This window comes from Virgibacillus sp. L01 (assembly GCF_052246775.1).
In the GTDB taxonomy this organism is placed as follows: Bacteria; Bacillota; Bacilli; order Bacillales; family Amphibacillaceae; genus Lentibacillus.
Genome location: NZ_JBQQCP010000001.1, coordinates 947509 through 971412 on the forward strand (window position 1 = coordinate 947509; position 23904 = coordinate 971412).

Annotated in this window: 21 protein-coding genes, 1 pseudogene and 1 riboswitch; of the genes and pseudogenes, 5 read left to right on the forward strand and 17 right to left on the reverse strand. The window is 40.0% G+C overall.

Annotated elements, in window-relative coordinates; translation table 11 throughout:
• Positions 1-439: 439 nt before the first annotated feature.
• Positions 440-1477, reverse strand: a complete 1038-nt coding sequence (locus ACTWQM_RS04330) for a methyltransferase domain-containing protein (protein WP_443256925.1) — start codon at positions 1475-1477, stop codon at positions 440-442.
• Positions 1478-1657: 180 nt separating this feature from the next.
• Complete coding sequence (locus tag ACTWQM_RS04335; RefSeq protein WP_443256926.1) at positions 1658-3049, reverse strand: sodium:solute symporter family protein; 1392 nt, start codon at positions 3047-3049, stop codon at positions 1658-1660.
• Positions 3050-3191: 142 nt separating this feature from the next.
• Between ACTWQM_RS04335 and ACTWQM_RS04340 the strand changes: the two genes are divergently transcribed.
• A complete protein-coding gene (locus ACTWQM_RS04340; RefSeq protein ID WP_443256927.1) occupies positions 3192-4451 on the forward strand; it encodes a hypothetical protein in 1260 nt (419 codons plus the stop codon).
• Between the two features lie 191 nt (positions 4452-4642).
• Here the strand turns inward: ACTWQM_RS04340 and ACTWQM_RS04345 are convergent, their stop codons facing one another.
• The 9 genes from ACTWQM_RS04345 to ACTWQM_RS04385 all read right to left on the reverse strand — a co-directional run bounded on the left by ACTWQM_RS04345 (position 4643) and on the right by ACTWQM_RS04385 (position 12710).
• Positions 4643-5686 (reverse strand): ribonucleotide-diphosphate reductase subunit beta, encoded by a 1044-nt coding sequence (locus tag ACTWQM_RS04345; protein ID WP_443256928.1) that lies wholly within the window; start codon positions 5684-5686, stop codon positions 4643-4645.
• Positions 5667-6101 carry a flavodoxin gene (locus ACTWQM_RS04350; RefSeq protein WP_443256929.1) on the reverse strand — a complete coding sequence of 145 codons (435 nt, stop codon included), beginning with the start codon at positions 6099-6101 and terminating at the stop codon, positions 5667-5669. The genes ACTWQM_RS04345 and ACTWQM_RS04350 overlap by 20 nt, the downstream gene beginning before the upstream one ends.
• Positions 6098-8299 (reverse strand): ribonucleoside-diphosphate reductase subunit alpha, encoded by a 2202-nt coding sequence (locus ACTWQM_RS04355; RefSeq protein ID WP_443256930.1) that lies wholly within the window; start codon positions 8297-8299, stop codon positions 6098-6100. The genes ACTWQM_RS04350 and ACTWQM_RS04355 overlap by 4 nt, the downstream gene beginning before the upstream one ends.
• Positions 8300-8420: 121 nt before the next feature.
• A riboswitch (cobalamin riboswitch) is annotated at positions 8421-8613 on the reverse strand.
• 362 nt (positions 8614-8975) lie between these two features.
• Positions 8976-9740, reverse strand: coding sequence for a GNAT family N-acetyltransferase (locus ACTWQM_RS04360; RefSeq protein ID WP_443256931.1), 765 nt, complete (start codon positions 9738-9740; stop codon positions 8976-8978).
• 56 nt (positions 9741-9796) lie between these two features.
• Positions 9797-9937, reverse strand: coding sequence for a hypothetical protein (locus ACTWQM_RS04365; protein WP_443256932.1), 141 nt, complete (start codon positions 9935-9937; stop codon positions 9797-9799).
• Between the two features lie 2 nt (positions 9938-9939).
• The gene (locus tag ACTWQM_RS04370; protein WP_443256933.1) at positions 9940-10212 is read right to left on the reverse strand and encodes a DUF3888 domain-containing protein; all 273 of its coding nucleotides are present in this window, start codon (positions 10210-10212) and stop codon (positions 9940-9942) included.
• A 129-nt stretch (positions 10213-10341) separates the two neighbouring features.
• Positions 10342-10821: a thioesterase family protein gene (locus ACTWQM_RS04375; RefSeq protein WP_443256934.1), complete on the reverse strand. Its 480-nt coding sequence runs from the start codon at positions 10819-10821 to the stop codon at positions 10342-10344.
• Positions 10822-10840: 19 nt separating this feature from the next.
• Positions 10841-11815, reverse strand: a complete 975-nt coding sequence (locus ACTWQM_RS04380) for a 3-hydroxyacyl-CoA dehydrogenase NAD-binding domain-containing protein (RefSeq protein WP_443256935.1) — start codon at positions 11813-11815, stop codon at positions 10841-10843.
• Between the two features lies 1 nt (position 11816).
• Positions 11817-12710, reverse strand: a complete 894-nt coding sequence (locus ACTWQM_RS04385) for a 3-keto-5-aminohexanoate cleavage protein (protein WP_443256936.1) — start codon at positions 12708-12710, stop codon at positions 11817-11819.
• Between the two features lie 195 nt (positions 12711-12905).
• On the opposite strand from ACTWQM_RS04385, the gene ACTWQM_RS04390 reads away from it, so the two are divergent.
• On the forward strand, positions 12906-14564 hold the full coding sequence (locus ACTWQM_RS04390; protein ID WP_443256937.1) for a BCCT family transporter: 1659 nt from the start codon (positions 12906-12908) through the stop codon (positions 14562-14564).
• Positions 14565-14638: 74 nt separating this feature from the next.
• Here ACTWQM_RS04390 and ACTWQM_RS04395 read toward each other — a convergent pair whose 3' ends face one another.
• Positions 14639-14914, reverse strand: coding sequence for a phospholipase (locus ACTWQM_RS04395; protein WP_443256938.1), 276 nt, complete (start codon positions 14912-14914; stop codon positions 14639-14641).
• Positions 14915-15066: 152 nt separating this feature from the next.
• Here ACTWQM_RS04395 and ACTWQM_RS04400 point away from each other — a divergent pair, with 152 nt between their 5' ends.
• The gene (locus ACTWQM_RS04400; protein WP_443256939.1) at positions 15067-16476 is read left to right on the forward strand and encodes a Na+/H+ antiporter NhaC family protein; all 1410 of its coding nucleotides are present in this window, start codon (positions 15067-15069) and stop codon (positions 16474-16476) included.
• Positions 16477-16495: 19 nt separating this feature from the next.
• Here ACTWQM_RS04400 and ACTWQM_RS04405 read toward each other — a convergent pair whose 3' ends face one another.
• The 3 genes from ACTWQM_RS04405 to ACTWQM_RS04415 form a co-directional block, all read right to left on the reverse strand.
• Positions 16496-17149, reverse strand: coding sequence for a DUF421 domain-containing protein (locus ACTWQM_RS04405; protein ID WP_443256940.1), 654 nt, complete (start codon positions 17147-17149; stop codon positions 16496-16498).
• Positions 17150-17586: 437 nt separating this feature from the next.
• Positions 17587-18111, reverse strand: a complete 525-nt coding sequence (locus ACTWQM_RS04410) for a hypothetical protein (RefSeq protein WP_443256941.1) — start codon at positions 18109-18111, stop codon at positions 17587-17589.
• Positions 18112-18120: 9 nt separating this feature from the next.
• Positions 18121-19293 carry an Alp7A family actin-like protein gene (locus ACTWQM_RS04415; RefSeq protein ID WP_443256942.1) on the reverse strand — a complete coding sequence of 391 codons (1173 nt, stop codon included), beginning with the start codon at positions 19291-19293 and terminating at the stop codon, positions 18121-18123.
• 342 nt (positions 19294-19635) lie between these two features.
• Here ACTWQM_RS04415 and ACTWQM_RS04420 point away from each other — a divergent pair, with 342 nt between their 5' ends.
• Positions 19636-20895 carry a GGDEF domain-containing protein gene (locus tag ACTWQM_RS04420; RefSeq protein ID WP_443256943.1) on the forward strand — a complete coding sequence of 420 codons (1260 nt, stop codon included), beginning with the start codon at positions 19636-19638 and terminating at the stop codon, positions 20893-20895.
• 5 nt (positions 20896-20900) lie between these two features.
• On the opposite strand, the pseudogene ACTWQM_RS04425 reads toward ACTWQM_RS04420, so the two are convergent.
• A pseudogene (locus tag ACTWQM_RS04425) lies at positions 20901-21624 on the reverse strand (DUF421 domain-containing protein).
• 158 nt (positions 21625-21782) lie between these two features.
• Between ACTWQM_RS04425 and ACTWQM_RS04430 the strand changes: the two are divergent.
• The gene (locus ACTWQM_RS04430) at positions 21783-22688 is read left to right on the forward strand and encodes an EamA family transporter (protein WP_443256944.1); all 906 of its coding nucleotides are present in this window, start codon (positions 21783-21785) and stop codon (positions 22686-22688) included.
• Positions 22689-22757: 69 nt separating this feature from the next.
• Here the strand turns inward: ACTWQM_RS04430 and rlmN are convergent, their stop codons facing one another.
• Entirely contained in the window at positions 22758-23831 is a 1074-nt protein-coding gene (rlmN, locus tag ACTWQM_RS04435) for a 23S rRNA (adenine(2503)-C(2))-methyltransferase RlmN (protein ID WP_443256945.1), read from the reverse strand.
• Positions 23832-23904: the final 73 nt, after the last annotated feature.

The window sequence follows — 23904 nt, forward strand, 5'->3', positions numbered from 1 at the left end:
ATAAAAAATGCGACGTAACCTAGAAAAAGCTGAGTGCTATGACACCGCTTCGGAAATCGCTGTTGACTCGAGTAGGAATTGCTATAGAATAAATCTGTAACAGCACTACACTAGTCTGGGCGAGCAAAGGGCGGTGACTCCTGCGGGCAAAGCCACAGCTTAAGATCCCGCTGGAAGCGGTTTTGGCTTCCGAGGAAGCTGAAGCGTTGCCCTAAGGTGCGCATCGGCCCGGAGCAATCCCGTACGGCGGGACGAGAGTTTATAAAGATTACTCCAGCTGTTAGTTCGCAGTTTATATCAATTACGTTTTAGATTCAGCAATTGATAATGAACGTTCTAAACAACCTATCCTGTTATTATTCGTCTTAAAAGTAGAGATTTTTAGTTATATCCCAGCCTCGCTTTTTTTAACAATTGATAGCATAAGTGTAATTTTCCACTACCTTTTCTTCCCATAAATCATACTCAAAATATCGTTAAACTGATATGTCTCCACGTGGTAATTGTTAGTATTCAGCCATTCTACCAGCTTTGCTTGATTAGCATAAAATTCATCCTCTATTGCTTCGATTGCTTCGGTATTACCCTGTGTACGGAAGCTTTCTATCACTTCTTTTCGGTGCTGTTCATCCTTAAACATCAAATCCACAATACAAATCTGCCCATATTCTTTCAGGACACGGGACATTTCTTCTAATGCAAGCAACTTTTCATTATCTGGGATATGGTGCAATGCATAGCTTGATACAATTGCGTCAGCATGGTTATCCAATAACGGGAGCGCCAAAAAGTGTCCTTTCCGAGTTTCAATTGTCGGGTGTTTTTTGCTGCAAACGTTAAGCATTTCTTCTGATTGGTCAACACCGATTACATTTACACGCTTTTCAAGAAATCTCGATCCTAAGTTACCCGTGCCGACTCCAATATCCACACATACATCATTTGGCTGTAGCTTGATTGTATCCGCAATTCTGGATAATGCCTTATCATAATGCTGATGAACATTAAATCGATAGCCAGCCATTTTGATATTCTGATCATATCCTGCAGCCTGCTTATCAAAATTCCATTTGTCCTCCCAGTTTTTCCGCAGGTTTTTCATGTTTTTCAAGTGCTGGGAAAGAATGAAGATATCTTGTTCCTGGTAGTTATCATCTGCTGTCTGTTCTACCATTTTATCAATAGTATTGATCATATCCTTCATTTCAATCCATTTTTCAAAGAGAGCTGAGCGCTGAACGTTCAAATAATCTTTCATACTCATATTAGGTTCATCCAGAATTCCTTTTATACTTTCAATACGCATGCCAATTTCCCGTAAGGCAAGAATCGTACTTAGGTGCAGAAGATCTTTTTCAGAAAAGATTCTGTAATGATTTTCTTTGTCCTTCTTTGGTGAAATCAGTCCCTTTTGCTCATAAAATCGAATTGCTCTTGGTGTTGTGTTTAACTGTTTTGCAACTTCTTTAATTTGCATGTGTTTTAACCCCTTTCTATTACTACTATAAACGTTAACGTTACGTAAATGTAAAGGAGCAATTATAAAAATATTGTTGTCACTATATAATCGAACCTCTAACCGAAAAAGTGCCATAAATTATTTATATATTTATGACACCTAATTGGATTGAGATTCGATTATAGGGTGAATAGATCTTTATTTATTTCGGTCATCGGAAGTCATCAGTGTGACGACAATCAGTACGATTACAGCTACCGGAAGCGCTACGATAACACTATTTAGTTCAAACGGCTTTCCAAGCAGAATTTCCCAGGTTAACGTCGTTACGACACCAGCAACCATCGAGGATATACCACCCGCCATATTTACCCGCTTCCAGAAGAAAACGGCGAGTAATGCTGGGGTAAGACCTGCTCCGTAAACTGTGTATGCGTACATTTGTACTTCGAGGACTGTTGGGAAGAATCTGATCAAAATATACGACACCACACCAAGCAGGATGATGAAAAATTTTGTCATTCCTAATAATTGCTTGTCCGAGGCTTCTTTTTTGATATATTTTCCGACGATGTCATATGTCACATTTGTCGCTGCTGACAAAAGATAAGAATTACCTGTGGTTACAATAAATGCTGTTGCAGCAGCCAGCAGGATTCCGCCAATTACTGTCGGCATAACAGTGGTTGTAGCCATTAATGCCATCCCAGGATCGATATTTGGGAACATGGAACTTGATGCAAAAGCAATAAACGAAATTGCTGGAGAAATAAGCAGCATTCCAATCAGCCAGCCAATTTGGGCTCTTTTTGCTGATTTACCACCTGTCGATGATGCCAGACGCTGGTACATATTCTGGTCACCTAACAGTAGAAATAAGGACGGTAACAAGAACCCGAGTAGTTGGATGTTGTTTAATTCACCTGTTGCAGTTAAGTGTTCAGCCGGAACATTATTCGTTACGCCTTCCCAGCCACCTGCTATCACATAAATCGTTGGCAGTGTAATAAACAATGCTGCGATTGCCAAAAATGCACTTAATGCATCGGTTGGTGCGACTGAACGGAGGCCACCGATTGATGCCAGAAACACGATGAGAACTGCTCCAATAATGGTACCCACTTCTACTGACATTCCAGTTGTTAAGTTTAAAATAAATCCAAGACCTGTCATTTGGTACGAAACGATTCCAACGAAGGCAAGAATAATAATGATACTTGCAATCATTCTGGCAGTTGAACCGTATTTTTCTTCTAAAATCCCCGATACGGTATACTTACCGAATTCACGAATTTTTGGTGCAATTAAATAAAGTATTCCAATACCCACAAGAGTAGGAATCATCATCATTAGTGCAGGGATAATCCCATAGGTGAATGCCATTGATGTTTCTCCGCCAGAAATACTTCCACTGCCTGTCCACGTAGCAAGCAATGTACCTGTTAAGACTATCGTTCCTAACCCTTTTCCTGCTAAAATGAAGTCCTCACTATTGGATATTTTTCGTGAATAGTAAATACCCATTATAATCATGATAAGTCCATAGGCTCCCACAAACCAAAGCAAAGTAGGATTATGTTCAATACCCATATGTTACACTCCTTTTTTTCTATGTTGTTTTTACTTATAATGCTGTTATTTAGGCTAACATATACAGTTTAAATTAATATGGATAGAAAGAACTAATTGAAATGTTATAATGGACATAATTTGAAAAAAGAGAGGTTTTACAATGAATGAACAGCTTCAGAATCTAATTGACTATACCCGTGAAAAACTTGGACTAAATGATTACTATCTGAAAAGACATCATTTTTTTCGCGAGATAAATAACTTAAATGAAACAGCATATATTTTGAATATGGAATGGTTTCCGAAAGAGCTAACCCAATCTGATGAGGATTATAACCCGTCCGGGACAGCGGTAATTGATATTAATTTCCACACAAAAGCGTTAAAGCGCATTATTTTTGTGGAGGATGTTTCATATGCTGATAGCAACTTGTATCCAACTCCAGAAAAAGAGAGTGCGATTGAATGGATTGAAGAAGTGACAGATTTAACGTTTGGCAGACAGTTTTTGATTGTTCACGAGGAAGATGACATGTTAAGCTTCGGTGCAGCTGTAGACAATATCCCCGTGGCACCAACTGGGACCATTGAAATTGGGTTTAATGACGAGGGGCAGCTATCCCTATTTACAATTGATGGTGATTTTCCAGATGAGGACCAAATACAATGGGAACCGTTTGGACTGACCCCCGATAAGTATGAACCCATAGCAAGCGAGCAATGTAAATTGATAGAAGTTCCTGATAAGGATCAGGAAAAGTGGCTGCCAATCTACGGGATGGAAGAGATTTATCTAGTAAATAATGGGGAAAGAACAATTCCATTTGATAAGGGCCTAATTTCCTATATACACAAAGACATGATCCTGAAATGGGTGAAGTCAATCGAGGGAGAATTCACACAACAAGATATTGATTTATCGATTGAAGTTACGCTCGACCAGGCACTGGAGAATGAGCAACATCCGGACACAATACCGATTACAAATACAGAAGCAGCGACATGTGAGCAAGAGGTGTTACGGTTCTTACAGCTTGAATTTCCAGACGAAAGCGGTGAATGGAAATTAACCGGATTATATCTGGATAATGGTTATATTTTCGCGGAACTAAAACCAACGAAGTTTACAAACCGTGCCTTTGATCGCAAAATAAAACTGATGATTGATCGGGAGAATTATCATGCGGTTCATTATGTTGATAATGATATGCTGCTTGATATGTTCAAGCATTTTAAAGATGCGGTTGAACCTGCTGTGTCACAGGAGGAAGCATTTGAAAAACTTCGCGAATATGTAGAAGCAGAACCTGTGTATGTATATGATCAGGAGCAAAAAAGCTATATTATGTGCGGGAAGCTTGATTGCCCATATGGCGTGAATGCTATTACCGGTGATATAGTCTTATTGGCTGGATTATAAGGGGGAAACGGTGTGCTCTGGAGGGAGCACACCGTTTGTTGTATATATTGAACCCTAAGACTTGCTAATTGTGAACATTTGAGCCGGAAATTTGTGAACTTGAGCCGATTTTGTGACAACTTGAGCCGAATTCGTGTTTATTTCAGCCGATTCTGTGACAACTTAAGCCAATCAGCCTTTCTCACGCCAAACTAAAGATCATCAAATCCATTTAAATCGCTCGTCTTCGTATATTGTCTTGACTTCTGCTCAAAAAAGTCAGTTTTGGTTCCATCGAAGTTATCGACATAAGCACGGATCCATTTCATTGGGTTGTCGGTATGATCAGGATAAATTTCACTCAGCCCCATCATACGCAGCATCTTATTCGCACGGTATTTAACGTAGCCAGACATTTCGTCTAAATCAATGCCTTCAACATCTGCCAGTACATAACGGGACCACTCTATTTCCAGTTCGACCGAATCCGTGAACTGCTCATAAACCCATTCAGTAAATGCAGGCGTATTCAAATCCGGATTCTCATCCAAGGTTGCCCGGAATAATTCAGCAATAAACCGGCCATGCTCAAGTTCATCCCTATTAATGTAGCTTATCATTGTTGAAGTGCCGACCATTTTATTTTGCCTGGCCAAATTATAAAAGAACGCAAATCCCGAGTAGAAAAACATGCCTTCAAGCAATCCCGTATACACCATTGTTTTTAGTATATTTTCCATCGATGGCTCGTCCACAAATGTATTGTATTGCTGCATGAGCTTATCATTTCGTTTAAGCAATATCGAATCATTTCGTCCGAGTTGGAATGCTTCATTTTGTTCATCCAGTGATACGACAGACGACAGCACATAGGAATAACTCTCATTATGGACGGCCTCCTGCTGGGCAATTACTGCCATAATCGATTGGACGGACGGGTCACTTGCATACAGGGAAAAGAGCAGCGCCGTTCTCGTCTGAGGTGCATCAAGCGTCGATAGCAGTCCAATAATTTTTAAATACGCATCCTGGTCGCTTTTCGTAAGCAACGGAAACTGGCGAACGTCACCAGACATATTTACTTCATCAGCCTGCCAGTAATTTCCGATAAGCCGCTTGTACATTTTATACCAATGGGGATATGCGATATCATTCCAATTCAAGATTCCGCTTGCTTCCCCTCCGAACAGTGCTGTTGATTTGTTAGGGTGTAATGGTTCCAAGGTTTTGGCTTTTTTAAGCAAAGATTTTGACATCGTGCAACACTCCTTCTACCCATTTTTCTATTGCATGCTCCTGTGAGCCACGCGGTGACTGTTCAATTTTTAATCCGGGCCACCGGCTATGATAAAAAGTCGTTAATTTATCCACCGAACTGCAAAAAAGCTTATCCCCGCCAAATTGCGTGTCACCAGTTCCAAATACAGCAACATGCTCAGGCTTGTAGCCAACCTCCAGCACAAAATCTTTCACTTCATCTGGCGTATAGCCCATATCCCACGTGAACGTTCCGAGAAAAATATAATCGTATTCAGATGCATCGGTTGGAGGATCAATTCCAATACGATGCATCTCTGCTGTTATACCATCTGATCGTGCTTGCTCAGCAATTATTTCCGCTACTTCCTTTGTGTTCCCACTGTATGATAGATAAGCTATTAAACTTCTCAACTCTCACACCACACACATTCTTCGACATCATTGGCTGTTGAACGTACATAATAGGTCGTTTTCAAACCTTCCTTCCATGCCTGCAGGTGTAAATCAAGCATGACTGATGCTTTAATAGTGTGCGGGACATAAAAGTTGAACGAGATACTTTGATCAATATGTTTTTGTCTGGCAGCGTTTTGTCTAATCGACCAGCGCTGGTCAAGAATATATGCAGAACGTCGGTAAATATCATAGGACTGGTAATCTAGTTCTGGTGCAGTGACTGCAATCTTGAAATCCTTTTTTTCCTCATAGTAAAACGGTTGGAAAATTGGATCGATACTTGCAGTGGAACCAGCAATCATGGATGTTGATGAATTTGGTGCAACCGCCATGAGATAGCCATTTCGAATTCCGTTTTCTGCTACATCACGCTTCAGATTCATCCACTTTTCATCGGAGTAGCCCTTTTCGGTAAAATAACTCCCTTTCTGCCATTTACTCCCTTCAAAAGCTGGATAGTGCCCTTTTTCTTTACTAAGTTCCATACTGTTTTTTATGGTCAGGTAGGCAATTTTTTCATATAAGTTATCGGCATAGGATACTGCCTCATCTGATTCCCAATGAATATGTTCTTTTGCCAGAAGATGGTGCCAACCGAATGTCCCCAGACCAATAGCACGATATTTTTGATTCGTCATCTGTGTTTGCTTGATTGGTAATGTGTTGATATCAATCACGTTATCCAGCATACGAACCTGTATGGTAATAAGCCGCTCAAGTACACCGTTAGGGACTGCTTGTCCCAGGTTAATCGAGCTTAAATTGCAAACAACATAATCGCCTGCTTTGTATTTTTTCACAATCGTATTTTCCGCTTCCACATACTCCTCCAGAAATTCAGTTGGTGATTGATTCTGAGTAATCTCAGTACATAAATTCGAGCAATAAATCATCCCGTTATGTGGATTATTATTTTTCCGGTTCACTTCATCACGGTAGAACATGAATGGTGTTCCCGACTCAAGCTGTGACTTCATAATCCGCTTGATAATATCTATTGCCGGTACGACTTTACTCGATAGCTCCGTCGATTGCACGCATTCCAGATACTTTTGACGCCACGTGCCATCACCTTTTTCCTCATCATAAAAATCTTCCAGCGAATAACCCATCACCTGACGAACTTCATGTGGATCAAATAAATGCCAATCACCGCGATTCTCTACCTGTTCCATAAAATAGTCCGGTAAGTTGACACCTGTGAAAATATCGTGGGCACGCATCCGATCATCACCATTGTTTAATTTCAGATCGAGAAATGGTTCGATATCTTTATGCCATACATCCAGATAAATAGCGATTGCGCCTTTTCGTGTTCCCAACTGGTCTACGTTAACAGCAGTATTGTTGAGCTGCTTAATCCATGGAACAACACCACTGGACATACTCTTGTATCCCTTAATTGAACTTCCACGGCTACGGATTTTCCCCATGTAAACGCCAATTCCACCACCATTTTTGGAAAGCTTAGCAATATCAGTATTACTGTCATAGATAGACTGCAAACTGTCATCCACTGTGTCAATAAAACAACTGGACAGCTGGCCGTGCGATTTACCTGCATTTGTTAAGGTTGGTGTGGCAACGGTCATATATAAATTACTCAATGCCCAGTATGCTTCTGCGACATAATGACTGCGATTTACTTGCGCCTCGTCCTGCATTAAATACATCGCAATAACCATCCACCTTTCCTGTGGAAGCTCATATGTATTCTTGTTATGGTCTGCTGCAAGGTAGCGAGTTGCCAGCGTGTAAAGCCCCAAGTAGTTAAATAATAAGTCCCTCTCTGGTTCAATCACTTTTGCAAAATAATCTATTTCTTCTTTCTTATACATGTTTAGCAAATGATCTGAGTAGATACCTTTTTCCGTAAGTGTTGTAATAAGTTCATAGAAGTTTCCATACTGTAAATTCGCATCGTATCCCCTGTTTTCTGCCGCAGTTTTGTATAATTCCTGTAAATAAATACGGCTTGCAGCATAGGTCCAATCGGGGTTGGCTTCATCGATATTTTCAAGCGCTATTTTTATCAGGTTATCCGCGGTTCCAGTCTGATTGGCCTTTTCCAACAAAATTTCCTTGTTTATATTCAATCCTTTTGTTGCATAGTCAATCAATTGCGGAATTTGCCCAGTTGCGGTCATTACCATGTTTTTTCCTCCTTTTATATCCAAAACAAATAAACCGTTCACCCAGGGGATGAACGGTTAGAACGACAGAAGATATGTATCTAGCTCTCTCTATCGTTTCACCTTCTCTTACCCCGAGGAATTGAAACTACAAGCTATGGCAGGTCTCCTGGCTCGTGCTTCTGTCTACTAGAGTCCTTCCCGTACCGTAGCCGTGAAGCTTTCGATACAGTGGGTTACTCGTTCGTCCACACTTACAGTTGCGGGGACAGCTCCAGTTTTTCACTGGATTCCCTATTATGACAATGGATGTCACCTTAACTTGTAATACTATATATAGTTGTTTTCTTTCTTTTTTATACCAATATATTGTATTGAAAGACTATCACAGAATATTACTTCTTGCAATATTGATATGTAAAAATAGTCTTAATGGAGGATTTAAGTTTTAATATAATTACTTAACTTTCGCACCTAAGAATAATCTCAAACGGCTATCTTGATAATCTTAGGATATTTTTAATTGTTGCCTTGATGTACACATAAGTCATAACCTGCAAAGTACCTTTTAAAAAGTTTGAGTGCTATGATCCGCGGTGATTCCAGCGGAAATAGCACGTGCACGTGTCCTAAGACCCCGCAGATGTGAATTTAGGCGTTTTTGGTGATTTCCCCTGGTTTTTGTGAACAATTTCGTTTAAATCACTCGCTTGATTTTCTTATAAACCTTATTCCGCTCAATCACATGACACCCATTGGCCATAAAAGTTTTTAACATTGGCTGGTTACTTTCACTCGTGCCGCCAATATAGCAGGAAGCATTAAATTCATCATTTAATAGCTGTAAAGCAATCCTATGAAGGGGCATGCTTTTCCCTTTGCCACGTTCACTTGGAATCAATCCAAAATAAAAAAGCCTTCCTTCATCGCGTGTGCCTGGTTCAATATGAGGGATAACAACGCCGATTGGCCTACCATCCTCATAAGCAACTAAACAGGAACCTTTATAGTCAGGCCCTAACTCTATTTCCAGGCTTTTCATTTGTTCATCAAGGGTTAAGGATGAAGGGGCATTAAGTGAATCGGCCATGGATTCTGCCCATATTTCCCGAAATTCATGTTGCGACATACTATGTAGTGACTTAAATGTTAAATTAGATTCCTGCCAAACTACCTCATCAAGTTTCTTATAAACTGTAACCATTTCATCATGAAACTGAAAATTATTGTCTTGAAGCACTTCATAGACCTCTTCAGTGAATTTACTGTTCACCATAATGTTCACATTGGGGATTTCCCCGAGTTCAAGGTCATCAATAAAATTTGTTATAAATGCAATCATTTCCTCAGTAGTTAATCCCTTTGTCTCCTCAATCGTGACAAAGTTTTCACCTTTAACAATTTTAACTTTTGCATACAAATTTAACCTATTAATAGGTGCTTGATAATTTTTATTCGTCATTTATACTTCTATCCTTTTCTATCTTATTATTTTCTCTTTGGCAAAAGGGTCTAAGGTTAAACAAGGTGCCTCCAATGCTCAGGAAACTGGTGTGTTTCTATATGATTATATTCAATTAATCTTGGTGTTTTTGAACTAATATCAAAGGTTAATTCATCTTTCCCAACTGATATATGAGGACCAACAACTAGTGTCACTTCTAGATGGCCGAAAACCTGAAAGACCGATAACCATAATTTCTTTCAGCACTGACAACCTTTACCATATAAGGGTAATCAATTGGAGAATCAGTTAATAATTCTGAGTAATAATCCTCAACACCTTTATCAATGTATGGTAAAAGTAACGTAATAAACAAATCATGGTATAATTCTTCCCTTGATTCCTCAGGTGGAACTGGCAAAACCTCGATGTTATACGATGTATGTATTGAATATGTTAGTGCAAATGTAAGAAGAAGGTATTTTCTCAAAGAGGCCACTCTCCCTTTGTATTAGTTAGCCAAGCTAATATAGATAAGCCTTAGTTGCACTTACGCAGTAAAAACAGCATTTTTAACTGCCAAAATAAGACGTCACTCGATGAGCAACGTCCACAACATTTACTTCTTCTTGCTTCGAATCCCAATTACTCGCCCAGCTTCTTTAGGCTTTTCGACTGGAGTATGATTAGCTGCTAAATCTTTAACCTTTGCAAAAATATCATCTGGAAAAGGTGCAGGTCTGCCTGACGTTTGGTCAATCCCCATCAGCATTTGCTCGCTTGTTGCAGCACGTTTTCCATTTTCTCCATACAACTCATAAAATACATGTGCACGCTTTTCGTCATAATCAAGCATTTGCAGATGTACTTCAAATGGCTCTCCAAGCTTCATTTCAGCCAGATAACAAACATGATTTTCCATTGTAAAGACCGTATAGTGATTATTTTCGCGAAAGTCATCTGTTATTCCAACCAATTTCATAAATCGATCGACACCCCAGCTAAATGCGCGGACATATTCAGCATCATTCATATGCCCATTATAGTCAATCCAATCTTCTCGAACCTGATCATTAATAATTACTTTTGCTTCTCCCATATGTTACTCCCTCTTTCTATTAAAGTTTACCGGTAAGATTTGCACACGGCCAGTATTTTTCCAGTAATTGCTGCAATTCAATTAAAAATTGGTCCCTGCGTTCTTCAAGTTTACCCATGTCAACGCCTTCCGTTTGTTTTTCACATCCGGTGATGACCTTCTCAGCCAGTTCATCGGTTAACTCTGGTGCTACAAGTTTTGTCCACGGCAGCTTTAACGAAGGTCCGAATTGGTGGAGCAAATGACGCATGCCCTGCTTTCCGCCTCCCATATGTAATGTTAGAAACGGTCCCATCAATGCCCAGCGTAAACCTGGTCCGTAGATGATAGAGGCATCGACCTCTTCCGTTGTAGCAATACCTTCGTTAACAATATGAAGTGATTCACGCCAAATAGCTTCCATTAATCGATCGGCGACATGTCCTTCGATTTCTTTTTGAACAACAAGTGGTTTCATATTAATCTTATCATAAAAATCTTTTGCTTTTTGGATAAAAAATAACGCTGTTTTATTGCCGCCAACCAGTTCTACTAAAGGTATTAAGTAAACAGGGTTAAACGGGTGGGCAACCATAATGCGTTCCGGATGATGGGTGCAATCGGCCTGGAGTATGCTTGGCAATATACCGGATGTACTTGACGCAATCACTGCTTCTTCAGGCGCGAATTGGTCTATTTCAGCAATAACTTTTCGCTTAAGCTGTTCACGCTCCGGTACATTTTCCTGAACAAAATCAGCATGACGCAAAGCACGTTCAAGGTCTGTATCAAATGATAAGTCATGCAGCGAAGCCTTATCTGTTAACCCCATTTTTTCGATTGCTGGCCAGGCTTGTTCTACTACATCACGCATCCGCCCTTCTGCTGCAGGGTCAGGGTCTGTTGCTGTAACATGATAGCCGTTCGCTAATAATCGTGTGATCCAGCCATTTCCAATGACACCAGTTCCGACGATTGTAATGTTTTTAATTTGTGATGTATTCTGCCCGCCCATGTTAAACCGTCTTCCCGTCTTGTTTACGTAGATTTAATAATTCTCGCGCATCCTGTGGATTCATGATTTTTGATCCTAAACTATGGACAATTCCAACTGCCTTATCGACCAATTGTTCATTGGTTGCCAGAGTGCCCTTTTTCAAATACATATTATCTTCCAATCCAACCCGTATGTTACCTCCCTGAAGGATTGATTCAGCTACCATTGGCATTTGCATTCGTCCGATACCAAACGCTGCCCAGCTAGCATTTTCCGCGACGCGGCTTTTCATATATGCCAGTGTCTCTGCATCAGCTTCTGCTCCCCACGGAATTCCTAGGCAAAATTGGAACATTGGATCACCATCAATCAACCCCTCTTCCACCAATTGATTGGCAAATCGAACATGACCGGTATCAAAGCACTCCAGTTCTGGTTTAACACCACTTTCCTGAATTAGCTTTGCTTGTTTTCGCAGCCAATCTGTAGGGCTGACATAAACCTGATTTCCAAAATTAACACTTCCGCAATCAAGCGTACAAATTTCAGGCAGCAGCATCCCCACAGGCTCATGGCGCTGTTCAGGGGTTTGCATGTCGGTACCCTCACCGCCCTTAGCAGGATTAGTATCACTCGGAACCCAGTCGCCACCACCACCAGCAGTAATGTTAATAATTACATCAGTATCTGCTTCACGTATTCGTTCCACTACTTCTTTAAAAAGTTCCACATCATGACTTAGCTGTCCTGTCTTAGGATCGCGTACATGAACATGAGCAATCGTTGCACCTGCTTTTGCCGCTTTAATGGATGAATCCGCAATTTCCTTTGGTGTTACAGGTACATCCGGGTTTTTTGAAGTAGTATCCCCCGCACCTGTTACCGCACATGATAAGATAACGTTTTTATTCATATAAATCCCTCCTAACAGTTGTCCATTTTAATAAGTTTTCTTTCCTGCTTACTGTTTACTAAAAACACTTTTTTATTATCTCCACATCGACTCACACAGTACTGTATGTCTTCTGCAAACTGCTAAGAAAGATTAATGATTGTGTATATCTTACTCCGTTATAGAAAAGCTATCTTTAGAAAGGGTGATATCGATATGAACAAAAATTTGATTGACTGGCCAACATTTATAGGTGCACTAATATTACTCCTCGCTGTTTCCATTCCACTTGCCGTTTTCCCTGAAGCGGGCAAAGAGATTGTAAGTGCTGCAAATGAATTCATGACAGGGAATTTTGGTGTGCTCTATTTATTAGGCGGACTCGCAGCTTTCGCATTTCTGATCTTTGTTGCGTTCAGCAAAAACGGCCGTATTAAACTTGGAGACGAAGATGATGAAAGGGAATTTGGTACCATTTCATGGGCGGCAATGCTTTTTGCTGCGGGAATAGGTTCGAGTATTCTTTACTGGGGGATGATTGAATGGGCTTACTACTATCAAGGTCCGCCATTTGGCATAGAGGGAAACTCTCGTGAAGCGATCAACTGGGCACCTGCATATGGTATCTTCCACTGGGGCCCAATCGCTTGGGCAATTTATACGCTTCCAGCTCTACCGATTGCATACTTTTATTATGTGAGAAAAAAACCTGTTTTGAAAATAAGTGAAGCAGTAAGACCTGTCCTCGGACGATTAGTTGATACACCACTAGGAGTAGTTATTGATGTCCTTTTCATGTTTGGACTAATGGGTGGTGCAGGAACTACACTCGCCCTCGGGACCCCGATGATTGCTGAAGGTGTCAATTCTATCACCGGCTTACCAGTAAATCTAACCTTAAAAGCTGTGATTATGCTGATTTGTACTGCTATTTTTGCTGTAAGCGCCTATTCCGGTTTGCGTCGCGGCATCAAAGTGTTGAGTGATATCAACTTATGGCTTGCCATCTTCATTCTTTTATTTATTTTTATCTTTGGTCCAACCCTGTTTATTAGTGAAACGACATTGACAAGCATCGGTCTTATATTCGATAACTTCTTTAAAATGGCGACATGGCTAGAACCATTTGGAAATATAAACGGATTTACCGAAACCGAATTCCCTGAAGCTTGGACTGTATTTTACTGGGCTTGGTGGGTTGTTTATGCACCATTTGTTGGTTTGTTTGTCGCTCGTATATCCCGTGGGAGAACCATACAGGAAATGATTTTTGGCACGATGATGTATGGCACGATAGGCTGTATCCTGTTCTTTGGAATTATGGGGAACTATGGACTGCATTTGCAGCTGACTGGAAGCTTTGATGTTATTGGTTTTATGAATGAAAATAGTGCACCTGCAGCTATCATTGCCATTATGAACCAGCTTCCAATGTCCGGCATAATGGTTACCCTTTTCACCATTCTTGCAATTATTTTCCTGGCAACGACTTTCGATTCATCATCCTATATATTGTCTGCTGTTGTACAGAAGGAAGTGAAGGGAGAACCCCTCCGCTGGAATCGCCTGTTCTGGGCATTCACACTTTGTCTAATGCCACTTGTTCTGATGATTGCCGGGGACCTCCAGACGCTGCAAACAGCCAGTATTGTAGCCGGTTTTCCAGTCATTTTCATCATGGCCCTGATGGCCTGGTCATTTATGAAAGCGTCCAATGAAGACATAAGGGCATCCAAGGATTATGAGCCACCAACAATTCACATTGATCATCGTGAAACAAAAGAGCTTAGCCGAAGAAAAAGAAAAGAACGGCGATCTGCGCTGGAAGCCCTGGAAGGTAAGGATATAAATAAAGATAATAATCGTGATAAATAGACCATTGTCATGCAGAGGCGATTTCTCAGCATGATTTACAGCTACTATCCTTTCAATGGGTAAGTGTTCTTAAATTAGCAAAATATTGTTTGTATTTTCATGACGTAATAAAGTGTTCTTGCATGTCTTCCTTGTTGGGTATAAGGGTTGATTAGAGGGCGGAGACGGCAAAGAAATTCCTCATCACATTTACATGAGGGACCATACCGTCTATAGCACATATCATGTTCTTTACAGGCAGCATCAACAGCGTTAATCGGGGAACCTGGTCCGCTGCAGCGTGGCCCGCACCATCTGTATCCTGGAAAAAGGCAAATCCGCGGACGTAAATTCCTATGCTTTTTTTCCATATATTTGCCTCCTAACTAACTATGAATAATATCTAGTTTATGTGAGGAAAAAACGATTGGTTGTTTGAATACCCAAGTACAACTAATACGTTAAGTAACACAGAATCAAATAATGTCTATTGGAAAACGTAACTTGGAAGGAGGCAGTTACAATGGAACATGCTTGGCTATCTTTAATTCCATTTATAATCGTTATCGGATTGTCCATTTGGCTTAAAAGAATCCTGCCTGGACTAGTGCTTGGCCTCCTTGTCGGAGCGTTGCTTATTGAATTTAGTGTGTTAGGTGGATCCCAGGAAACGGTCAATTACATCGTAACGACTTTATCAGACGAAAATAACATTAAGATTATCGCCTTTCTTTATTTATTTGGTGGCCTTATAGGCATGATGAACATCTCAGGTGGAATTAAGGGATTTTCTGAGTGGATTGGCGATAAAATAGACTCGCAGCGTGGATTGCTCAGCCTGATTTGGCTTACACTTCCATTTACGTTCATGATGCCAATGTTTCGGATTATGATGATCGGTCCAGTGGTAAAATCGCTAATGAGTGAAATGAAGATATCCAAGCGAAAGGTCGGTTTCACGATGGATGTATCGACCAGTTCGGTAATTGTCCTGTTACCTGTAGCGACTGCATTTGTCGGTTTTATGGTCTCACTTGTGGAAGGTGGAATTCAGAAACATAATCTGGATATGGATCCATATCAAGTTTTCCTGCTTAGTATTCCGTTTAACTTTTTCGCCATCGTTATGCTGATCATTGGTCTGATCCGAACATTCTGGTCATCTTCTGAGAAAGAAGTGGAAAAAAAGAAATCAAATGAGGAAGAAAGCTATCATCGTAAAGGAATTAAAAAGGAGTTATCGATGGTAGAAGCACAGCCTTGGAACCTGATTGTGCCTTTATTTTTATTGCTGGGCTTGTCATTATTCCTTTTATGGCAAGATGGCGTTGCAAAAGGGGCGGACACTATTTTCCAGGCGTTTTCAGAGGCTGATGCAACGTTCGTCATGCTGCTGGCGGTATTTATCACACTAATAATCACCTTTGTTTTTTACATGCTACGTAAGCAGGAATTGGGGGAAACAATCTTCCACTTCTTTGACGGAGGAAACCAATTGATGCAAGCAATTATTCTGCTTGTACTCGTTTGGGCATTGTCGCTCGTTGCAGAGGATCTTGGGTTTTCCCAGTTCATCAGCTCGACGCTCGGCTCTTTTTTACCAAGCTTTACTATTCCGGCTATCATATTTCTCCTCGGATCGGTTGTTGCCTATTTTATTGGATCATCTTGGGGGACTTGGGGGTTATTCATGCCACTCGGAATAGCGCTGGCAGTATCGACAGGCGCGTCAATTCCTTTGACGGTTGGGGCTGTATTTGCAAGTGGTTCATTTGGAGCCATGACATCTCCACTTGGGGACACAACCATAACAACTGCCTCCATCCTGGAAATGCCTTTAGTCGATTATGCGCGTTATAAATTAAAGATTTGTTCAATAGGTGTAGGAATTGCTGTTGGAATATATCTTGCTGCCGGATTCTTTTTTGTATAGACAGTAAAACACCCCCGCCTTATTGTAAATGTTTTGGCGAGGGTGTTTTCGGACTATCGTCATCCAATTCGTTAAAAATATCTTTCTGGTTGGTTACTTGTGTCAGTTGGTTATTGAGTTGTGTTAATTGCTGATTAAGCTGCTGAAGTTCTTTACTTGGCGCTAACTGATTCAATGTTCCCTGGATATCAGTTGCCAGCTGCTGAAATTCTTTCTTTGTTACTGGCTGCGCTTCTTTTTTTAATGTGAATCCTACCTGACCATTCGGCTCCAATGTTGCCCATTCTACGTCACTTATATTTAACACATTTTTAAGTCGGAGGTTCATCTCAAGCTGGTCAACGGTTAGCCTTAATTTTTTAAGGTTTTTTTCCTGCAACTGACCATTTTTAATTAGAACCTTGGATTTTCCGGTAATAATCTTTTCAAATATATTTCCTTTAACTTGTGCATATTCCATTAGAAATAATGTGAAAACCAGTACTGCCCCTACAGCAAGCGTCTCCCATATGTTATTCCCAGAGACCGGTTGTATAAGCAGTGAGCCAATACCAATCATAATTACTGTTTGCGGAAGCGTCATTTGTGAAATAGACTTTCTCCCCGCGAACCTTAATAGGAATGTTCCGCCTAGAACGATGAGTACTGCCTTCCAAATCCAATCAAGCTCCATCAACCAAACTCCTTTATCATTTGATAGGCTTAGTTTGACATGATTGGCGATTATTATACGAAAGAAGACAGTAACAAAAGTGTTTCAGTAAAAGTAAAATCCGAACTAAGATTCAAATCCCTGAAATAGAATTCGAATCAGTTCGGATTTATTTGTTGCTAATTAGACATAAAATGCGACGTAACCTAGAAAAAAGCTGAATGCAATGACACCGCTCCGGAAATACACTCCACGCACCAAGGACGGTGACTCCCTGCGGGAACCGGCTAAAACGTCCTGTTCGTCGTAGCAACAGCTGAAGATCCCGCAGGAAGCGGTTTTTGCTTCCGAGGAAGCTGAAGCGTTGCCCTAAGGTGCGCATCCGCCCGTAGCGACCCCTGACGGCGGAACGGGAGTTTATAGAGATTAGAGTTTTAGTTATCTCCCGGCCTCTTCCACTATTTATTCATTTTAGAGAAAAAATCACCTAATGGGTCTTCCTCATTTTCCTTAGGCTCTTCTTTTTCCTGATGAAGATCATCTAATTTATCCAAATCCACCGCGTCTAAATTAATTTCCTGTTCTTCATTTGAGGCAGCAGTTTCTTCTTCCTGTAAATAAAGTGCCTCTTCCACATCACGGGAATTACTGTTTAACGACGCTAGCAAGGTTGTTGCCCGCATCGGGTCCTGAAGCAGCTGGTATAAAATACTGCCAATTAAAGCTTCGGAATGCTCATGCTTCAACCAGCTTTTCTGCTCTTTGGTCAATTGTTTTGGAAGTGGAACCGTTAATGTTTCCCGTTCTCTTGCAAAGGTCTCGTTAACGCCTCTAAGCACATATTGTGCGATTTCGCTCGAAAAATTCCGGCGTTCCGTTTCCTTGAGTCGCTGTAGTTGCTTTAATAAGTAATCAGGTGTATCTGACGGGACACGAAATGTGATGGATTGCCCGCGTTCGATGCTTTTTTTGGAATCTCGCATACTATCACCCTACTTTTCTTTCGTTGTTTCTTGTTCCTTTACTTCTTTTGGAGCATTTTTATTTGTAAACTCAGTAATTAACTTGTAGTACGCATTAGCCATCATCCAGATACTCTCATTTTCATCTTCAAAAAAGTCCAGGTTATAACCATCAAGTTTGTTATTAAGCGCCTTCAGATAATCCTTCAGAACCGCTGATCCGCCACCAACAAAATAACAGATTTCCGATTGGGAATTTTTTTGCCATACATTACGCAGATAACGATATTCTTTTTTAGCAAGCTCAAGCAAAATTCGATCGGTAATGTCATGGACGTTTGTCCGACTTCCTTTCACCATAATGTGATGACGGTCATTTTTCCGTGTAATTATATCAACCACATCACGGCGGCTGTCGAGTTCAACACCATGTCTGGTACGAATTTCTTCACGGATCTCCTCTAGAGACTCGGCCACACCAAGATGGAATCCTTGTGCTTTATCATCGTCAACATTTCGGTCGCGAATAACAGCGATATCCGTTGAAAGTCCGCCAATATCTTGAATCAGAATTTGTTTATCAATTAATTCCTTATTAATTACGTTAAGATCATTATCCATAATCAGGTTCACATATGCTGCAAAGCCTTCCGGATAAACTTTTACTTCATCAAATTTAATATTTACCTTTTTCCCTTGGTGTTGCGGGGTTACTAAGAACTCAACCTGATGGACGGAACCAAGTAACTGGGAACGGTACCCTACATCTTTCCCTTCCTTTACTTCTCGTAATGGAAGACCTGTCCCAAGTGTATAGTTTGCATCAATTACATCTTTTTTTGTTGCCTTAAATGCATCACTGCTTACTGCGTCATAAGCGATAGAAGCAAATAGCATTATTAATGTCTGGTCTTCCTCTGATTTGCTGCTTCCTGGATCAAGTTCTGTTGAATTATTCGTTTTCGTCGCAAGGTTACCGACTCGATATACCGCATTGTTTTCTTCCAGGGCAGGGGAGTGGACACGAATATGCAGGTTATCTATTGGATCCTTTTTATCAAGGTCTTCAATACCAATAACCGGCCTGTCCTCCATATCCCTCGCAATTACATTTGGTATGTAGCAATTACTTTCCATTTTCCCAAAGTTTGCCTTTAATGCATCATTTCCTACATCGACTGCTGCAATTCTAGATTTTGTCATGTTTGTATTTCTCCTCTCGTGAAAATGACTTACAACTATAACGTTAATAGATTTGCTGGAATTACGCAATCGGACTTTTATCGTATTCTTTCTTGTATACATGTTTTCACTATTGCAAACACCTTCACAACAACTTGAACACGTTTTTGTGTACAAGAAAACGTAAATGCAAACGTTTTGAATTCATTTTGCAAACATGTATACAATATTGTGTACTTTTAAAACTCAAGCTACTGATTACGCTATTTTTATAATTATCTGCCATAAAAAAGACAGTTATGGTATGATAAAGATTATTATATAGGTTGTATGGCCTATGCATCTACAAAGGGAGGCCTCTCTATGTTGCGAGTCAAAATCTTCATCATAATGCTATTTTTAACTTCCTTCGTTCTGGCTTTAATGTCAGGACCACTTTCCATAGAATCCTCTACATTTATGAAGGCCCTTGCATTGTATTGGCTCTTCTCAACCCTTTACACACACCTGAGAGTGAAATCATCGAGCGGAAAGTTAAGTATGGATTACGGTGTTTCCTATAGCATGTCAATTGGACTTTTCGCTGGACCGCTTGGACTATTTATCTATGAAGCTCTTTACGGTTTTTCTGTATATATCATTCGAAGAGTAACGAAAACCGGTGATCCGGATGAATTTTTACATACATTTTATAATATAGGCTCGTTTGCACTTAATAACACCATTGCCTTCTACTTATTTTTTTATCTCTATCCCAAATTTCAAAGCATACCATTTGGATTTTGGCTGCTAATTATTATACTAGCAATGGTTGTTGCCCTTCTTTCAGATATATATCTAATAACCATATCCTATTTTTTCGGTGATATTAGATCACCCAAAGAAGCAATTAACTTCATTAAGAGCCGCAGTATAACGGATTTGGGTAAAATAGCTTTCTCAAACGGGTTCCTGTTCGTATTCTTACAATCAGAAAGCTGGCAAATGGTTATCGCCCTATTTATCTTAAACTATTTGGTTAGTCGTTCATTTGTCGATAAGTCGCTTAGTATTCAACATAAAGTAGAGCGTGACAAGTTTGAACAAATGGCGTATACCGACTTTATGACAGAGGTTTACAACCGTGCCTTTATGGATAAGAAAATGAAGGAATTTAATTTATCTGGTGAATATTTGGGGATAATTGTTGCGGACATAGATAAATTCAAGCAATATAATGATAATTATAATCATGCTGTCGGGGATAAGGTTATTCAGAGTTTTGCTACCACTTTGCATAGATACCTAGACGAGGAAGACTTCCTGTTCAGAACAGGTGGTGAAGAATTTACGATATTCTTGAGAAACAGAACATTTGAAGAATGCTCGGTACTTGTTGAACAAATGCGAGATGGTGTGGTGAAAAGCCCGGTACATGCAGAATTTCATTCAAAAAATGTATCTATATCATATACCGCTTCATTTGGATTATATTTCTATAAAACTAGTAAGTACTTACCAATTGAAAAAGGTTATATCTATGCCGACCACCTATTACTTCGTTCAAAGGAACTCGGTAAAAATCTTGTTTCAGTAAAGAATGGCATGGTCGATCTGCCACTGTCTGTGAGATACTCGGAGTGAAGAACCTAATGCCGAATGGGGGGGTTCTCCACCCTGTTCATCTAATAGTGAGATTTGAAGCTCGTGTGCATAATTAATCGAGGCATAAAAAACGTCGTCTATGTTGTCAATATTCCTGTTGGATAATTGCCTCATCAACCAGCTTTTATCCAGATTTAAACGGTGCAGCACATCAGAATATATATTTCCCTCTACAATAACAGGAAAGGTTATCGATGAGGTTGTTTTGACGATGTCCAAATCCTGTGCAGTAAGTGGATTACTGGATGCTTTTTTCAACACACTTAGTGAACCATTCGCTTCAATAATAGCCGTCTCAACTTCATTTAAGTCAAATACATTCTTTTCGCGGAGCATCTCCAGGATATTGTCAATGGAATAACGTATCTGCTTCATATTGTTATGCAACCGTTTGCCACTTTGGACAACGATGGTAGGTTCGAATGTCAGTAGTCTGCCAATTTTTCGATTGGAAATTTTCCATTTAGCTACAATTCTTTGAAGTACAGCAATAGCAATAATTGCTACTGCAGTTGGAAGATGGTGTATATTCCGATCTGCTATATCAGCACCTACCACCGCACATAAGGTTACGATAATCAGAAAATCAAATATTGGTAACTCCCCTATCGCACGTTTACCCATAAAAATTGTTAAGAAGAGTAATAACGGCGAAATAGTAACAATCCTGCCAAGAATAATAAGTAATTCTTTTACTGTATCCAGCATGGCGATCCCCCCCCCCCTTTATCAGCCTCTATTCTGCTAGCATTCTTTCCTGCAATAACCCTATTCATACATCTTTATAGAAGAATCATAAAACCTCAATCGCCATAGATTAATCAACTATGTTATCATTGTTATGTTTATAGCAGGAGGCGTAGCAGATGGGTGACAAAAAGGGAATTTTATTTGTATTAATAGGTGCAGGCAGTTTTGGGTTCACGCCTGTTTTTGCCAAACTAGGATTCAGCAATGGATACACACTCGGGCAAATTAATATTGTTCAAATGCTTATATCCCTTGTTTTACTTTGGGCTATCGTCATCGTAAAGCGCTCTTCATTCAGGGGATTAAACAAAAAGAACATGAAACAAATTATGATAACAGGCTCATTTGTCGGACTAACAAGCATTTTTTACTATGGATCGATGATATACCTTCCAGCTTCATTAGCAATTATATTATTATTTCAATTCGTTTGGATTGGTATCCTATTTGAATGGATTTTAAGTAAAGTAAGACCAGGAATGGTGACATTATCGGCAATGGCTCTTATATTAATAGGTGTATTTTTTGCCTCAAATATTCTAAATGGCAGTCTGGAAAAGTTGCCTGCGATGGGATTTGTATATGGGATTCTTGCGGCATTCACATATGCAGGATTTATTAATTTCAGCGGAAAAGTAGCAACAGAGGTTGACCCCTGGGTCCGTAGTTCGTTGATGGTTACAGGTTCTACCGTACTGGTACTTTTGATTTTTATAAGGGATATACCGTCTATCCCAGTGACTGATGGGTCTCTATGGATGGTAACTGCAGGGGTTGCCTTATTTGGATCTGTTATGCCTCCATTATTTTTCGCGCTTGGAGCGCATCTGATTTCAGGTGGTCTCGTAAATATTCTTAGTTCGTTTGAATTACCAGTCGCTATTATATCGGCAAGTATCATCCTCTCCGAATCCATCACACTTGTCCAATGGCTAGGAACGTCGTTGATTATTGTCGCTATTATCTTGAATGAATTAGGGAGTATGCGGTTTTCCATTAGAAAACACTCAACAAGTGACTAGGACATAGCATTTTTGAATAGCATAAAAAAACCAATCGCTGAAAATGACGATTGGTTTTTTGCTTAGCAACTATACTGTTTTCTTTTCTTTATTTTTCTTAATTTGTTTGCTTCGAAGTTGTCCGCATGCTGCGTCAATGTCTGCTCCGTTTTCCCAGCGAACACCACAGTTAATGCCGTTTTGTTTCAATGTTTCATAAAACGCCTGAATAGTTTCTGAATCACTTCGCTGATATTGATTATCATCAACTGAATTATATGGAATCAGATTCACATATGTCAGGTGCTTCTTATCACCAAGCAGTTTAGCAAGCTGTCTTGCTTCTGTCTGATGATCGTTTACATCCTTCAGCATGATATACTCATACGTTATGCGGCGATTTATTTTTTCCAGGTAGTAATCGACAGAATCCATGAGCTTCTCAATTGGAAATGCCCTGTTTATTTTCATAATTCGTGTTCTGAGTTCGTTATTTGGTGCATGTAATGAGATGGCGAGGTTGACCTGTGTGCCAGCATCAGCCCAATCATAGATTTTGTTTGCAATACCACTTGTTGATACAGTGATATGTCTTGCACCAATGCATAGACCTTTGTCATCGTTCACGACATTAATAAAGTCCATCAGATTTGTGAAGTTATCAAATGGCTCACCAATTCCCATAACAACGATATGACTAACGCGCTCACCTTCATCTTTTTCATCAAGATGCTTTTGTACATTCATGATCTGTTCAACAATTTCGCCACCATTCAAGTCGCGACTTTTCTTCAATAGACCACTCGCACAAAATGTGCAGCCAATGTTACAGCCTACTTGTGTCGTTACACAAACAGACAATCCATAATTGAAACGCATTAAGACCGTTTCAATTATGTTACCATCTGACAGCTTGAATAAATATTTAATCGTACCATCAGCTGATTCTTGCTTGATTTCCTCTGACAATGTGTGAAGAACGAAATTCTCTTCCAGAAGTGCGATCGTTTCCTTGTTCACATTTTTCATCTCAGAGAACGCAGTGACGCGTTTTTTATAAAGCCAGTTCCACACCTGATCAGCACGGAATCGCAGTTGACCATTATCCATTAACCAGTCTGTTAATTGTTCATATGTTAGTCCATAAATGGATGTTTTACTCATTTTGTACCCTCATTTCAAACATTGCAATTCTTATATTGTACTATATTACTGCATCAATCGCAACGTCGCAAAT

Excerpts from the sequence above, each read along its gene's own strand:
- rlmN (WP_443256945.1), bottom strand. The coding sequence starts at position 23,831 with ATGAGTAAAACATCCATTTATGGACTAACATATGAACAATTAACAGAC.
- ACTWQM_RS04340 (WP_443256927.1), top strand. The coding sequence starts at position 3,192 with ATGAATGAACAGCTTCAGAATCTAATTGACTATACCCGTGAAAAACTT.
- ACTWQM_RS04395 (WP_443256938.1), bottom strand. The coding sequence starts at position 14,914 with ATGGAAAAAAAGCATAGGAATTTACGTCCGCGGATTTGCCTTTTTCCA.
- ACTWQM_RS04410 (WP_443256941.1), bottom strand. The coding sequence starts at position 18,111 with ATGCGAGATTCCAAAAAAAGCATCGAACGCGGGCAATCCATCACATTT.
- ACTWQM_RS04380 (WP_443256935.1), bottom strand. The coding sequence starts at position 11,815 with ATGGGCGGGCAGAATACATCACAAATTAAAAACATTACAATCGTCGGA.
- ACTWQM_RS04335 (WP_443256926.1), bottom strand. The coding sequence starts at position 3,049 with ATGGGTATTGAACATAATCCTACTTTGCTTTGGTTTGTGGGAGCCTAT.
- ACTWQM_RS04375 (WP_443256934.1), bottom strand. The coding sequence starts at position 10,821 with ATGGGAGAAGCAAAAGTAATTATTAATGATCAGGTTCGAGAAGATTGG.
- ACTWQM_RS04400 (WP_443256939.1), top strand. The coding sequence starts at position 15,067 with ATGGAACATGCTTGGCTATCTTTAATTCCATTTATAATCGTTATCGGA.
- ACTWQM_RS04385 (WP_443256936.1), bottom strand. The coding sequence starts at position 12,710 with ATGAATAAAAACGTTATCTTATCATGTGCGGTAACAGGTGCGGGGGAT.
- ACTWQM_RS04355 (WP_443256930.1), bottom strand. The coding sequence starts at position 8,299 with ATGGTAATGACCGCAACTGGGCAAATTCCGCAATTGATTGACTATGCA.
- ACTWQM_RS04430 (WP_443256944.1), top strand. The coding sequence starts at position 21,783 with ATGGGTGACAAAAAGGGAATTTTATTTGTATTAATAGGTGCAGGCAGT.
- ACTWQM_RS04330 (WP_443256925.1), bottom strand. The coding sequence starts at position 1,477 with ATGCAAATTAAAGAAGTTGCAAAACAGTTAAACACAACACCAAGAGCA.
- ACTWQM_RS04345 (WP_443256928.1), bottom strand. The coding sequence starts at position 5,686 with ATGTCAAAATCTTTGCTTAAAAAAGCCAAAACCTTGGAACCATTACAC.
- ACTWQM_RS04415 (WP_443256942.1), bottom strand. The coding sequence starts at position 19,293 with ATGACAAAATCTAGAATTGCAGCAGTCGATGTAGGAAATGATGCATTA.
- ACTWQM_RS04390 (WP_443256937.1), top strand. The coding sequence starts at position 12,906 with ATGAACAAAAATTTGATTGACTGGCCAACATTTATAGGTGCACTAATA.
- ACTWQM_RS04405 (WP_443256940.1), bottom strand. The coding sequence starts at position 17,149 with ATGGAGCTTGATTGGATTTGGAAGGCAGTACTCATCGTTCTAGGCGGA.
- ACTWQM_RS04420 (WP_443256943.1), top strand. The coding sequence starts at position 19,636 with ATGTTGCGAGTCAAAATCTTCATCATAATGCTATTTTTAACTTCCTTC.
- ACTWQM_RS04360 (WP_443256931.1), bottom strand. The coding sequence starts at position 9,740 with ATGACGAATAAAAATTATCAAGCACCTATTAATAGGTTAAATTTGTAT.